At 42.0% G+C, this 13,959-nt stretch carries 8 protein-coding genes and 1 tRNA gene; 6 read left to right on the top strand and 3 right to left on the bottom strand.

Annotation, left to right across the window (positions count from 1 at the left end; genetic code table 11):
* The first annotated feature begins 206 nt into the window (after nucleotides 1-206).
* The 5 genes from ACFG4S_RS14690 to ACFG4S_RS14710 all read left to right on the top strand — a co-directional run bounded on the left by ACFG4S_RS14690 (nucleotide 207) and on the right by ACFG4S_RS14710 (nucleotide 9,972).
* Nucleotides 207-4,601: a PAS domain S-box protein gene (locus ACFG4S_RS14690; RefSeq protein ID WP_392535487.1), complete on the top strand. Its 4,395-nt coding sequence runs from the start codon at nucleotides 207-209 to the stop codon at nucleotides 4,599-4,601.
* A gap of 542 nt (nucleotides 4,602-5,143) precedes the next feature.
* The gene (locus ACFG4S_RS14695; protein WP_392535488.1) at nucleotides 5,144-6,058 is read left to right on the top strand and encodes a leucine-rich repeat domain-containing protein; all 915 of its coding nucleotides are present in this window, start codon (nucleotides 5,144-5,146) and stop codon (nucleotides 6,056-6,058) included.
* Between the two features lie 134 nt (nucleotides 6,059-6,192).
* Nucleotides 6,193-7,692: an IS5 family transposase gene (locus ACFG4S_RS14700; protein ID WP_392530881.1), complete on the top strand. Its 1,500-nt coding sequence runs from the start codon at nucleotides 6,193-6,195 to the stop codon at nucleotides 7,690-7,692.
* 146 nt (nucleotides 7,693-7,838) lie between these two features.
* The gene (locus ACFG4S_RS14705) at nucleotides 7,839-9,698 is read left to right on the top strand and encodes a COR domain-containing protein (RefSeq protein ID WP_392535489.1); all 1,860 of its coding nucleotides are present in this window, start codon (nucleotides 7,839-7,841) and stop codon (nucleotides 9,696-9,698) included.
* A gap of 58 nt (nucleotides 9,699-9,756) precedes the next feature.
* Nucleotides 9,757-9,972 (top strand): hypothetical protein, encoded by a 216-nt coding sequence (locus tag ACFG4S_RS14710; protein ID WP_392535490.1) that lies wholly within the window; start codon nucleotides 9,757-9,759, stop codon nucleotides 9,970-9,972.
* A gap of 18 nt (nucleotides 9,973-9,990) precedes the next feature.
* Here the strand turns inward: ACFG4S_RS14710 and ACFG4S_RS14715 are convergent.
* Together ACFG4S_RS14715 and ACFG4S_RS14720 are read right to left on the bottom strand one after the other, a co-directional pair.
* A tRNA-Cys gene (locus tag ACFG4S_RS14715) sits at nucleotides 9,991-10,061 on the bottom strand.
* A 237-nt stretch (nucleotides 10,062-10,298) separates the two neighbouring features.
* Nucleotides 10,299-10,889 carry a chromophore lyase CpcT/CpeT gene (locus tag ACFG4S_RS14720; protein WP_392535491.1) on the bottom strand — a complete coding sequence of 197 codons (591 nt, stop codon included), beginning with the start codon at nucleotides 10,887-10,889 and terminating at the stop codon, nucleotides 10,299-10,301.
* A gap of 221 nt (nucleotides 10,890-11,110) precedes the next feature.
* On the opposite strand from ACFG4S_RS14720, the gene ACFG4S_RS14725 reads away from it, so the two are divergent.
* Complete coding sequence (locus ACFG4S_RS14725; protein WP_392535492.1) at nucleotides 11,111-12,340, top strand: tetratricopeptide repeat protein; 1,230 nt, start codon at nucleotides 11,111-11,113, stop codon at nucleotides 12,338-12,340.
* Nucleotides 12,341-12,576: 236 nt separating this feature from the next.
* Here ACFG4S_RS14725 and ACFG4S_RS14730 read toward each other — a convergent pair whose 3' ends face one another.
* On the bottom strand, nucleotides 12,577-13,557 hold the full coding sequence (locus tag ACFG4S_RS14730) for an aldo/keto reductase (protein ID WP_392535493.1): 981 nt from the start codon (nucleotides 13,555-13,557) through the stop codon (nucleotides 12,577-12,579).
* Nucleotides 13,558-13,959 lie beyond the last annotated feature (402 nt).

The following is a 13,959-nucleotide window of genomic DNA, read 5'->3' on the forward strand; positions in this document are numbered from 1 at the left end:
AGCACTCAGCACTCCTAAACTCAGCACTCCTAACGCCCAATTCAACCAAATATTATGTCTTACCCTAAATTCTCGCAGAAAAAATATGCATTGGGGTAGATGATAAATAAATCAAGAGGTAACATAAAATACAAAAGCTCAGAATCATTAAACCGTAAGAAATACGTAAGTTTACTACATTAGATAGATGCGGTTAGAGAACACTAATGTTAAAGGTTAACCGCTTGCGGCTGCAAGATATCTTTAAAGTCCCGGCAAATTCATTTGTGGCACAAATCGCAAGTGCGATTCCCGTTTTAGTTGGTAGCCTGGTACTAGTTGGCTGGTGGCTGGAAATTGAAATTTTCAAGCACGGCTTCCCCGGTAGTCCGGCCACAATGAAAGTCAATACAGCGCTGTGCTTTGTGCTATCTGGTGTGTCGCTGTGGCTATTTTTAAGAACAGAGGGGCAGGGGGGCAGAGGGGCAGGGGGGCAGAGGGGCAGGGGGGAAAGAACAATTCAAAATTATCCGCACTCTCGGACTCTTTTAGTTTCTAGGGTTTGTGCGATCGCGGTGACCACAATTGCTGGGCTGACACTGTGTGAATATCTGTTCGGCTGGAATTTTGGTATTGATGAGTTGATGTTTCGTGACTCAGCTGCCAGTTTGGCGACATCGCATCCGGGGCGAATGGGGGTAAATACCGCACTCAACTTTATCCTGATGAGTGTAGCCTTACAGTTTCTGATTCATCCAAAAACCCACCGCAGTTATTGGTATAGCCAAATTCTCGCTCTGATAGCTATTTTAATTTCCTTACAAGCACTTATGGGCTATGCCTATAAAGTGAAAGTTCTTTATGGACTTGCTCCTTATACAACATCAATGGCGTTACACACAGCAGTGTTGTTCAGCTTACTAAGTCTAAGTCTTTTGTGGGCGCGGGCAGAACAGGGTTTAATGAAGGTAGTTACAAGTGATACTGATGCTGGATTACTTGCACGTCATTTGTTGGTTGCAGCGATCGCCCTACCTTTTGTACTAGGCTGGGTAATTGTTGAAGGTCAACGCGCAGGACAATACGATCCAGCTTTTGCCATATCAGTGTTTGCGATCGTCCTGATTGTAATTTTTACTGTTTTGATTTGGCAAAGTGCGAGGGTTATTGAACGCCTCAGCTACCAGCGCGATATCTCCGATGACTTACGGCTACGCGCCCAAGAAGCACTGAGAACCTACGAAGATAAACTGGCAAGTTTCGTCGATGCTAACGTCATCGGCATTTTGTTTGGTGACGTGTATGGCAGTATCAACCGAGCAAACGACGAATTTCTCAGGATGGTTGGTTACACGCGGGAGGATCTGTTAGCAGGTAACCTCAGTTGGAGCAATATCACACCACCAGAGTATCTATACTTGGATGACCAAGGTATTGCTGAAGCCAAGGGAAATGCTAACGGTGCTTGTACACCCTATGAAAAAGAATACATTTGCAAAGATGGTAGCCGTGTTCCCATTTTAATTGGTTATGTACTACTGGGAGAAAATCGCGAAGAGTCAGTAGCATTTATCCTCGATTTGAGCGAACGCAAGCAAGCAGAAGCAGAGCAACAAAAATTAGTATCACTGGTAGAAAATAGCTCTGACTTTATCAGCATCGCTACCCTTGAAGGCAAATTACTTTATATAAATGATGCAGGTCAAAAATTAGTCGGGCTTGCAAGCCTTGATGAGGTAAAACAAAAGGCAGTATTAGATTACCTCATGTCTGAAGACAAAGGATATTTTCTTGAAAATATCCTGCCAACTGTGCTTAAACTTGGCCGCTGGCAGGGAGAATTCCGTTTTCGGCATCTCCAGACAGGTGAAGCGATACCTGTTGATTACAACATCTTCACTGTTACAGACAACAATACACGTCAGCCAATTGCCTTAGCAACTGTGACTCGCAACATCAGCGAGCAAAAGCAGTCCAAGGAACAAATTCTTCAACTGAATAAGAATCTACAGCGCCGCATCACTGAATTACAAACTTTGCTGGAGGTAATCCCCATTGGCATAGGCATTGCCGAAGATCCACAATGCCAAAATATCAAGGTGAACCCTGCTTTTGCCAAGCAGTTAGGGATATTGCCAGATACAAATGCCTCCCTCAGCACTCCCTTTGAAAAACCCACAAGCTTTAAAATTTACCGCGAGGGAAGGGAACTGTTACCAGAAGAACTCCCCATGCAGTACTCTGCTACTCATGGTGTAGAAGTTTTGGATTTTGAAGTTGATATAATCCATAAAAATGGAAAAATTGTCAAGCTGTTGGAGTATGTTGCACCTTTATTTGACGAAGACGGGAGGACGAGAGGAAGTGTTGGTGCATTTTTGAATATTACAGAGCGCAAACAGGCTGAAGAAGTGCTTTGGAATCAACAAAAATGGCTGGAAGATGTCTTAAATCTGATGCCCAGACCGTTGTTGTTTATTGAGCCAGGCACAGCGCGGGTAATTTTTGCCAATCGCTCTGCTGACGAATTAGCTGGAGGCGAATTTCCCAAAGGTATACCAGCAGCAGAATATCATACAGCTTACCACTACACGGATGCGGCTGGCGATCGCATCCCCAATGAGCAAATGCCAGGAGTCCGGGTTGCCCTTGGCGAACGTCTGAATGGGATCGAGGTGGACTGGCATACTAGCTCTGGTGTGCGTTCTCTACTGATATTTGCCGATACCTTGCCAGCAATGCACGGCCATCCAGCGATCTGTGTTTTGGTATTCCAAGAAATTAGCAACCTCAAACAGGCAGAAAAAGCACTTTCTCTAGGTTACGAGAGGCTAAAGCTATTATTTAACACAGCTAACGATCTCCTATCCAGCCAGCAACCAGTAGTACTAATTGATAGCGTTTTCCAAAAACTCAGAGAGCAAATTGGTTTAGATGTTTACTTTAACTATTTGGTTAAGGATAACTCTCAGGTAATGCGGTTGCAGTCTTACAGTGGTATTTCCCCAGAACTGGCAAAGGAAATTGAGTGGTTGGCATTTGGTCAAGCGGTTTGCGGTACTGTCGCCCAGGAGGGCTGTGCAAGAGCTGTAGAGAATGTGCAACAATCAACTGACCCGAAAACAGAATTGATTCGCTCTTTAGGCATTACTGCTTATTATTGTTACCCGTTGATTGCCCAGGGACGGCTGTTAGGTACTCTTTCTTTTGGTAGCCGGAGTCTGCTAAGTTTCACCGCGAATCAAAAAGCGATGATGCAAGCGGTGTGCGACCAAATTGCGATCGCAATGGAACGAGCTGATTTAATTGCATCTTTGCAGCAGCAAACTGAGGAGTTGCAAGAAGCGAACCGGATGAAGGATGAGTTTTTGGGCATATTATCGCACGAATTGCGATCGCCCCTCAATGCAATTCTCGGTTGGGCGCAACTATTGCAACGAAGCAAGCTCAACGAAACTCTCATGGCGAAGGCGATGGAGACAATTGAGCGCAATGCTAAGGCGCAAACCCAGCTAATTGAAGACCTGCTGGATATATCGCGGATGATTAGAGGTAAGTTACGCCTGAATGTGCGTACTTGTAATTTGGTGCCGATGATTGAGTCTGCGATCGAAAATGTTAGCCTAGCCGCCCAATCTAAGGAAATCGATTTGACATTTTCCCTTATTCCCGCAACAGAAACCGAAAAATCTCCAGAAGCACAATTCCCAACTCATCAACATTCAAACAACAAATTCCTCAGTCAAGATTCGCTCTTCTTAGTTTCCGGTGATTTTGAGCGCTTACAGCAAATCGTCTGGAATCTGTTATCTAATGCTATCAAATTTACACCCAGAGGAGGACGGGTAGAGGTGCAACTGTCAGTAGTTACGAGTCAAGAAAAACCAAGAATAATTGACATCAACACCTCAGCATCTAATTTAGGAGAACACCAAAGGCAAACTGATAAATATGCCCAAATTCAGGTAATTGATACAGGCATTGGCATCAGTACTAATTTTCTTCCTTATGTCTTCGATCGCTTTCGTCAAGCTGATAGTTCTAGCACGAGAACCTATGGCGGATTAGGACTAGGATTAGCGATCGTCCGTCATTTAGTAGAATTACATGGCGGTACTATTCACGCCGATAGTTTGGGTGAACAAAAAGGCGCGACATTTACAGTCAAGCTACCACTTCTCAAAAGTCCACTCTTGCTCCCCTGCGCCCCTGCTCCCCTGCGCCTTTCCGCTTCTCCCTCCCTCCTTGATGTGCGGGTATTGGTTGTAGACGATCAAGCCGATAGCCGTGAATTCATCACCACAGTACTTGAACAGTGCCAAGCTGAAGTTAGAGCAGTGGCGTCAGTTCAAGAAGCATTGCAGGTAATTCAAGAGTGGAAACCACATGTTTTAGTCAGCGACATCGGTATGCCTCAAGAAGATGGTTATTCCTTGATTCGCAAACTGCGATCGCAACCACCAGAATTAGGGGGAAATATTCCCGCCGCCGCACTGACAGCTTATGCTAGGGCTGAGGAGCGGATGCGAGCGATACAAGATGGTTATCAGCTGCATTTGCCTAAACCCATTGAGCCGGCTGAATTAGCGACAGTAGTGGCCAGTTTGGTTGGGCGTACCTGATAAATTCAACACAATTCAAGTTCAAAAGTGCAAGTTTCGTGTTCGGAACTCGGCCGTTCATGTTTGGAACTCGGCCATTCATGTTTGGAACTCGGCCATTCATGTTTGGAACTCGGCCATTCATGTTTTGAACTCCGCCATTCATGTTTGGAACTCGGCCATTCATGTTTAGAACTCGGCCATTCATGTTTAGAACTCGGCCATTCATGTTTTGAACTCGGCCATTCATGTTTAGAACTCGGCCATTCTTGTTTTGAGGTGAAATGGTCAGGGTTTGGAGGGGGGCAATCGCTTTTTTTGCTCGACAATTTGAGTTTTGAGGTGGAATGGTGAGGGTTTGAAAAGGGGCGATCGCTTTTTTTGCTGGACAATTTGAGTTTAGAAGTGGAATGGTGAAGGTTTGCGGGGGAGCGATGTCTACGATGGTACGCCTACGCACTAATGCAATCCTTCATACAGGCTACATTATTAATTAGCTCAATTTCTCTGCTGCGCGTCCAAGCAGAAACTCGTCGTCAGACATCACCTTTGTAAAACCCCAAATGACTAACGAAGAACTGCTGCAAATTATTGAACAATCTGCTAAGGATAAGGTGACAGAATTAGACCTTTCTGGCAAAGGCTTAATAAAACTGCCAGCGGAAATTGGACAGCTTACTGAGCTGCGATCGCTCGACCTCAACTTCAATCAACTCAACAGTCTGCCAGCGGAAATTGGACAGCTTACTGAGCTGCGATCGCTCGACCTCAACTTCAATCAACTCAACAGTCTGCCACCGGAAATTGGACAACTCACCAACCTGCGATCGCTCGACCTCAGCAGTAATCAACTGAGCAGTCTGCCACCGGAAATTGGACAACTCACCAACCTGCAAACCCTCGACCTCAACAACAATCAACTGAGCAGTCTGCCAGAGGAATTTGGACAACTCACCAATCTGGAATCCCTGGACCTCAGCAGTAACCAACTGAGCAGTCTGCCACCGGAAATTGGACAACTCACCAATCTGCAATCCCTTTACCTCAGCAGTAATCAACTGAGCAGTCTGCCACCGGAAATTGGCCAACTCACCAATCTGCAATCCCTTTACCTCAGCAGTAATCAACTGAGCAGTCTGCCACCGGAAATTGGCCAACTCACCAATCTGCAATCCCTTTACCTCAACAACAATCAACTGAGCAGTCTGTCACCGGAAATTGGCCAACTCACCAATCTGGAATCCCTCCACCTCAGCAGTAATCAACTGAGCAGTTTGCCAGGGGAATTTGGACAACTCACCAATCTGGAATCCCTCCACCTCAGCAGTAATCAACTGAGCAGTCTGCCACCGGAAATTGGCCAACTCACCAACCTGGAATCCCTTCATCTTTACAGTAATCAACTAAGCAGTCTGCCACCGGAAATTGTCCAACTCACCAATCTGCAATCCCTTTACCTCTACAGTAGGGGTTGCTGAAAAAGAAAGAGAAGCTCACAGGATATAGATTATCTGACCAAAGAAGTATATTCAGGTGCAAGACTTGAGGGTAAAATAGCCCAAAATCCTTGCATAACCGCGACCAGCAGTACACAAGTGTGCTGTTTGTAACCATGTACCGAAAACAGGGGCAAAATCCAATCTCACCAGAGAACTTTGAATTTCCGTTTTCAGGCAAGTTGTCATCAGATAATCGTTGGATTATTCTGGCGAATTTAATACCCTGGGCAGAATTTGAAGAGGAATATTCATCCGGGTTCTCTGTAGAGATGGGAGCGCCAGCAAAGTCATTTCGGATGGCATTAGGGGCATTAATAATCAAAGAAAAACTAGGAATAAGTGATAGAGAGACAGTAGAACAAATCAAGGAAAACCCTTATCTACAGTACTTCATAGGGATGTCATCCTATATTAATGAAGCTCCATTTAATGCATCGATGCTAGTCCATTTTCGTGAAAGAATTAGTGCAGAATTAGTAAACAAAGTAAATCAAGAAACTGTTAAGAGGATACTAGAGACAACATCTTCGACTTTAGCAACTGAATCAATTGAATCAACTGAATCAACTCAAAAAAAAAAAGAAGAATTAGAAAAAGAAGATAACACGCCAAAAAATCGGGGAGAATTAATATTAGATGCGACTTGTGCGCCAGCAGACATCAGCTATCCAACAGATTTCGAGCTATTGAACCAAGCAAGAAAACAGACAGAACAAATAATAGACCTTCTTTATGAACAGATAAAAGGTACATTAGAGAAAAAACCAAGGACTTATCGGGAAATAGCAAGAATTGACTACTTAGAAGTCGCTAAAAAGCGTCGTGTATCCCAAAAAGATAGGAAAAAAGCGATTAAAAAGCAGCTTCAATATATCAAAAGAAACTTATCTCATATTGACCAGCTAATCAGAACAGGAGCAACTCTAGAAAAACTAAGTACTAGACAATATAAAATGTTGCTTGTAGTTGTAGAAGTTTATCGTCAACAACTATGGTTGTATGAAAATAAAAAACAGAGTATTGATGACCGAATCGTTAGTTTAAGCCAACCACATATCCGTCCAATTGTCCGTGGAAAAGCTGGGAAAGCCGTGGAATTTGGGGCAAAATTATCAGCTAGTTATTTTGATGGATATGTATTTTTAGACCATATTAGTTGGGATAATTTTAATGAATCAGGAGACTTAAAAGCACAAGTAGAAGCATATAAAAATTATACTGGCTATTATCCAGAATCGGTTCATGTAGATAAAATTTATCGCACAAGAGAGAATAGAGCTTGGTGCAAAGAAAGAGGTATTATCATCAGTGGCCCTCCTTTGGGAAGACCACCTGCTAATCTTAGTAAAGAAAAAAAGAAACAAGATTTAGAATCTGAGAAAATTCGTAATTGTATTGAAGGAAAATTTGGGCAAGCTAAAAGAAGGTTTAGCCTCAATCGAGTGATGGCGAAACTTTCCCATACTTCTGAAACTGCAATTGCTATTACTTTTTTAGTGATGAATCTTTCTACTCACCTGTCGCGCGTGTTTTATGCTTTTTTATGTCTATTTTTGAAAACTGCACCTTTTTTGCAGTTTCCTATAACTGAAAGTTATTATTTTCTGAATTAGAGACAACAAAAGCTTATCTTTCATTTTGCTTGAATAACTAGTCAACCCAAAAGAATTGCTTTTTCATACTTTTTCAGCAACCCCTACTTAACTTTTATAGGCAGCAACAAGAAACCGATCGCTTCTATGAAGCTAAATTAATCATTGTGGGAGAAAGTGGTGCAGGTAAAACTACGCTAGCCAAAAAAATTAAAGACGATAAATATAAGTTACAACCAGATGAAAATACCACCCAAGGCATTGATGTTATTCAATGGAAGTTCTTGCTTGAAAATCAGAGAGAATTTCAGGTCAACATTTGGGACTTTGGTGGTCAAGCAATTTACCATGCTACTCACCAATTTTTTCTCACAAAACGCTCTCTGTATGCCTTGGTTGCTGATACTCGCAAAGAAGATACAGATTTTTACTACTGGTTAAATGTGGTTGAATTGCTGAGCGTTAATAGTCCTTTGTTAATTATCAAAAATGAAAAGCAGGAGCGCAAACGAGAAATAAACGAACGGGATTTACGGCGCGAATTCACCAACTTTAAAGAAACACTTGCTACAAACCTGGCTACCGATCGCGGTTTGCCAGAAATCTTAAATAAAATTAAGCATTATATTAGTAACTTACCCCTTGTAGGAATAGAACTCCCTAAAACCTGGGTCAAAGTGCGGGAAGCTTTAGAAGGTGACTCCCGCGAATATATTAGCTTGGAAGAATATCTGAACATCTGTCAGAAACATGGTTTTACGAAACAGGAGGATAAACTCCAACTCAGTGAGTATCTGCATGATTTAGGGGTATGCCTTCACTTTCAAGACGATGATTTTTTAATAAAAACAGTGATTCTCAAGCCTACTTGGGGTACAGATGCCGTTTACAAAGTGTTAGATAATCCACAAGTTATTGAAAAACTAGGTAAATTTGACCGCAATGATTTAAAAAACATCTGGTACGAAAGCAAATATGCCAATATGCGGGCAGAACTCTTGCAGCTAATGATGAAATTTAAACTGTGCTACGAAATTCCTAGTAGCCCCGGCACTTATATTGCACCTCAATTACTCTCTGCAAACCAACCTGATTTCAATTGGGATGAATCCAATAACCTAATCCTGGGCTATAAATATCACTTCATGCCGAAAGGTATTCTCACTCGTTTTATAGTCGAAATGCACTCCAATATTGAACAGCAAACCCTAGTTTGGAAAACAGGCGTTGTTCTTGCTAAAGACGAAACCCGTGCTGAAGTTATTGAAAACTACAATCAACGAGAAATCAAAGTTCGCGTAGCAGGAAAACGCAAGAAAGAACTGCTAGCAGTTATCAACCATGAACTAGAAAAAATCCATAATTCTTACGAACGTCTGCAATATCAAACATTAGTTCCTTGCAACTGTGAAAGCTGTAAGGATAGTCAAGCGCCTCATTTTTATAGCCGAGAAGTGTTGTACAAATCCCTAGATGCGCTTAATTACCAAATCCAGTGCCAAAATAGCTTTCGTATGGTAGATGTCCAAAGACTGATTGACGATGTTTTATTGACTCCACAAAAACCTATGTCTGAATCTATAACCAGAAATCAAGTTTTCATCAGCTATAGTCATCAAAATCAAGAGTGGCTTACAAAACTCCAAAAACACCTCAAACCAATAATTCGCAACCAAAATATGGTGGTGTGGGACGATACCAAAATTCAACCTGGTGCAAAATGGCGTGAAGCAATTGAAAATGCTTTAGCAGCAGCAAAAGTAGCAGTATTGCTGGTTAGCCCTGATTTTTTGGCATCAGATTTTATTGCTGATAATGAGTTACCCCCATTATTAGATGCGGCTGAAGCCGAAGGACTGACGATTATTTGGATACCTTTGAGTTTTAGCAGTTATGAAGAGACAGAAATTGAAAAGTATCAGTCAGCGCATCCTCCCAATCAACCTTTAGATAGCCTGACTTCTGCACAAGAGAATCAAGCTTGGGTGAACATTTGCAAGAAGATTAAAGCAGCAGTTATTCGGTAGAATAAGGCTACAGCCGCAGTAGTATTTTGCGCCGAATTCAATCCGGTGAGTGGGAGGATTGAATGGTCTATGGGGTGGAAAAGCCAGGATTTATGAGTTACCCATCAGAATCATGACATTCAACCGACTGTGGAGCGATCGCGCCAAAATTGCTACATTAAGGCTTGGATACTCTCCGGCAATTGATTTAGCTTGGGCGGTAGCGTTGCTCTGTGCCAAAGCTTGTTTCAACAACGCTCAATGCATACTTTTAGGGTTAGTGACAAATAATTAGTTAATGTACAACACCTGAAGGCGGCACCCGGATTTGAACCGGGGGTGGAGGTTTTGCAGACCTCTGCCTTACCACTTGGCTATGCCGCCACACTCTGGTTTTTCTTAACCTACTCTAGGATACTTCTAAATTTGGTAACCATTTTGTAGTCATTAAGCATTAACCAAATAATAATAGCATATGACCCATGAAGAAGACGTAGTAGGTTAACCGAATATTTTTGGTCATTTTTGAGCGATCGCTCTAGGCGATCTAAAATATGCAAGTGCTGATTCAGCAGAGTTAGGAGTTAGGAGTTAGGAGTTTAAATCCTCACTCCTCACTTGTTACACCTTCACTTCATCAGCAAAACTACCCCAACGGACAAAGTGAAATGGTCCAGCTATAGAACCCCACAGATGTTCATCAGTATCTAAATCTCTTCCTCTATCCAGGCTGAAAAATTCTTTGCCGTCAATCTCAAATTCGTTATCAAGATAAGTATTTTTACCATCACGAACCACAATACAGCCTTTACCAGGTTCAACCCTACCCTTGAAACTGTGACCTGTCCACTCTACAACCATATTGCAACCAGGCATTTTTTCTAGTTGGTCAATGGATAAGACTTGTAGGCGTTCGGGGTCACGAGATGCACCGAAAAATTTTTGTTCTTCTTTAACTGTGTAATGTTCGATGATAATGTGGTTTTCTGCCTCAATCAAGTTCATTACCCGTATCCGGTAAGGTTGATTGAGCATAAAATTATAAGCTTGTTCGAGAAACAAACTGACTCCTGAGAACAATTCCAAGGGTAGGGGACGGATACACACACGAATATGAGCGTAAAAAGGCGGATTTTCAAAAGCTTGTTCTTGATTGCTAAAGTCAGCTGCCATCCAACGGGCTAAGGTGACAATATCAGTAGAATGAGTCATTAGAGATGATCAACCACTTGCTTAAAAATTATCTGGAAGTATTGTAGACCTTGGTAATGGTAATAGGGAATGGGGCATGGGGCATTGGGTATGGGGATAATTTTTAATCTTTTATGCGTCAAACAAGTTGGCAAGGTTGAGAGTAGGGATGAAACATTAATATAAAGACCAATGACCATAGCCAATGTCCATGCCCAATCCCAAAATAAGGTAAAGTATTCATGCTAAAGCGCTTAGTTCTGATTGTTACTGCCACTATATTCTTTAACAGTTCCTTGACCTTGGCAGAGAGTAAAAAACCGAAACCACCCGATAAATTTCCTCCCAGTCCCCTAGAAATTACCACACCCGATCCACTGCTGCCACGATCGCCTAAAGACAAACAGCCCTTAACTCTCGAAGAACGGCAAAAATTAGAACCAGCGCTAGATGCATTAAATGAAGAAGCTGCGGCGAAACTGCAAGCAGGGGATAATGTAGGAGCGTTTGAAATTTGGAACCGGGAATTGCGCTTGCGGCGCTTTTTTGGTTCATTGGCAGAGGTGCAAGCATTATCACGAGTTGGTGCCGTCGCCTGGAATCAAAACGATAGCCAAGAAGTTCAATATATTAACCAGCGATTACAAACAATTCAAAAGCAGTTAGAATCGCAGAAAATATCTGCCCAAACCGATCTGGAATTATGGCGATCGCTAGGTCAAGCTTACCAAAATGTGCGATCGTTTAAATTAGCTATAGAAGCTTACGACCAAGTTTTGTTAGCAGTGCGCCAACAAAAAGATACAGCAGAATTAGTACAAACTCTTCAGACAATTGGAGAAATCCATCTCAGTTGGTTTGATTATCCTAAAGCTGCACCAATCTACGAGGAATTGTTGAGTTTAGCTACTTCCCAGGGGGAGCGTGTAAAAGAAGTAACATATCTACAACGACTGGCTGAGATTTACGCACAGACACAACAACCGCAGGAGTCATTAAATGTACTTAACAAGTTAGTAGAAATTTACGTTCATGAAAATAATCTTACTGAAATACCAGTATTGAAGCTAGCGATCGCTTCAAATTATGAATCTCTAGCAAAAAAAGATCCTAATTTAGTGGTAGAGGCTTTTAAAACCTATCAAGAAGCTTATACTACTGCTTGGCAATTGCAGGAATATGTTCGTGCTGGTGAAGCTTTACAGAAATTAATTGCGCTGTATCGTTCTCAAGGACAAATAGATGAAGCTTTGCAGACTAGCCAAATTATTGTAGATACGCAGGCGCAAGCCGCCAACTTTTACGGGATGATGCAAGCTTACGACCAAATTGGGCAATTATATGTAGAACACAAAGACTATCCTCAAGCACTAACAGCTTTTAAAAAAGGGTTAGAACTGGCGCAACAACTCAAGCATGAAGAAGCATACTTTAATGAGCAAATTGCAAAAGTCTCGAAAGCAAATCTTTAACTAAAGAAGAATAAATGCTGAGATAATCTCTTCTGTCACTTTCCCTAGATAAAAAGATGAAATACTTGCTAAACAATAGTTTCAGTAGCGAGCGATGATGATTATCGACTAAAAAATAAAGCCAAAAACCCAACCCTAGTCTAAGGTTTAAACATTGCTTTTGATTTTTCTTTTCGGAGAGTGATAAAACAAGGATATGTGGAGATTTCTGGGTAATTCAAAGATATTCAAAAACTTCACTTAGTCTGAAAAATATTTTGCACCATTTTTTTGTCTGTATTAGCTGCTGCTTTATCTAACTCTGCAATTTCACTACTGTCTAATTGCCAACCCAATGCACCAATATTTTGCCTCGCTTGTTCCACAGTCTTTGCCCCAGGGATGGGAATTGTTCCTTTACAGATGCACCAGTTAATTGCTACCTGTGACATGGTTTTGTTTCTGTACTCTGCCACTTCTTGCAAACATACCAACAGCGATCGCACTCCTGGTAATATTTGTCTAAACAATAGACCTCTAATACCTTTGGGGAAAGAACCTTCAACAGAGTATTTTCCTGTCAATAGCCCTAAAGCCAGAGGGCTGTAGGCAATCAATTTAATTCCCAACTCATCACAAATATCTTTGAGCTTCAGTTGGGTGACAGGATATGTAGAAAGCAGAGAGTATTGAACTTGCAGAGTCGTAATCGGAACGCCGCGCTCCGCAAACTTTTTTTGTACTTGCTTGAGCCGTTTCGGACCGTAATTGGATAGTCCCACTCCCTTAACTAACCCTTGCTCATAGACATCGGCTAAACCATCTAACAGCCGCCCCTCTTGCCAAGGAGCATAGTTCGCTGTAGACCAGTGCATTTGTACCAAATCAACATTTTTCCCCAGGCGTTGAGCAGATGACTGGCAAGCCTTTACCATTGATTGGCGCGTCCATCTCCACGGATAAGCAGCAAGCTTAGTAGCAATACAAATATTTTCTTTGCCTGAACCTAAGTATTCTTGGTTGAATCGTCCTAAAAGTAGTTCACTCCGACCATTCAATCTCCCAGTTCCGTAAGAATCACCTGTATCAAATAAAGTCACACCATTGCTTACACAAAGGTTAAAAACAGCTTGCAACTGGTCATCCATGCTTTCGTTATATCCCCAAAGCAGTTGGTTGCCCCAAGCCCAAGTCCCGCAGCCCATGTTTGGGAGAGAAAGTTTTTGGAGAGTCTGCATTGTTTGCTCTCTGGTAGATTGCCTTAATAATTATCAGGCAATTCATTGGAACTAAGCTAAAATACATCCCAATCTCTTGAAAAGCGATCGCATTGGTCTGACAACAAAGAGTTATAATTAGTAGTAGAAGGCTTTCCTGACGTTGCTTTGCTTAGATATCCCTTTGCGCTTTTGCAACGACATTTCAAAGTGATGGCGCTTTCCGCTATCTGGAAAATATCTCTAAGCTTAGACCTACACTTCTTCCTTCAATCCAGCTGAGGCTGATTCTAGCCCTTCTTTTTCGCCTAAGATGATTTGGATGATAGTATATCGCTACTAAAGTTCCTTGATTAATCGTGCTTAGTAGTGAATACTTTGAGGGATAAAAACGCACAAAAAAAGCAGACGCCTTGTCTGCTC

It is taken from the genome of Nostoc sp. C117 (assembly GCF_043099735.1).
In the GTDB taxonomy this organism is placed as follows: domain Bacteria; phylum Cyanobacteriota; class Cyanobacteriia; order Cyanobacteriales; family Nostocaceae; genus Nostoc.

What these genes read in the sequence shown, in the direction of transcription:
- ACFG4S_RS14690 (WP_392535487.1), top strand. Translation starts at nt 207, where the DNA reads ATGTTAAAGGTTAACCGCTTGCGGCTGCAAGATATCTTTAAAGTCCCG.
- ACFG4S_RS14695 (WP_392535488.1), top strand. Translation starts at nt 5,144, where the DNA reads ATGACTAACGAAGAACTGCTGCAAATTATTGAACAATCTGCTAAGGAT.
- ACFG4S_RS14700 (WP_392530881.1), top strand. Translation starts at nt 6,193, where the DNA reads ATGTACCGAAAACAGGGGCAAAATCCAATCTCACCAGAGAACTTTGAA.
- ACFG4S_RS14720 (WP_392535491.1), bottom strand. Translation starts at nt 10,889, where the DNA reads ATGACTCATTCTACTGATATTGTCACCTTAGCCCGTTGGATGGCAGCT.
- ACFG4S_RS14725 (WP_392535492.1), top strand. Translation starts at nt 11,111, where the DNA reads ATGCTAAAGCGCTTAGTTCTGATTGTTACTGCCACTATATTCTTTAAC.
- ACFG4S_RS14730 (WP_392535493.1), bottom strand. Translation starts at nt 13,557, where the DNA reads ATGCAGACTCTCCAAAAACTTTCTCTCCCAAACATGGGCTGCGGGACT.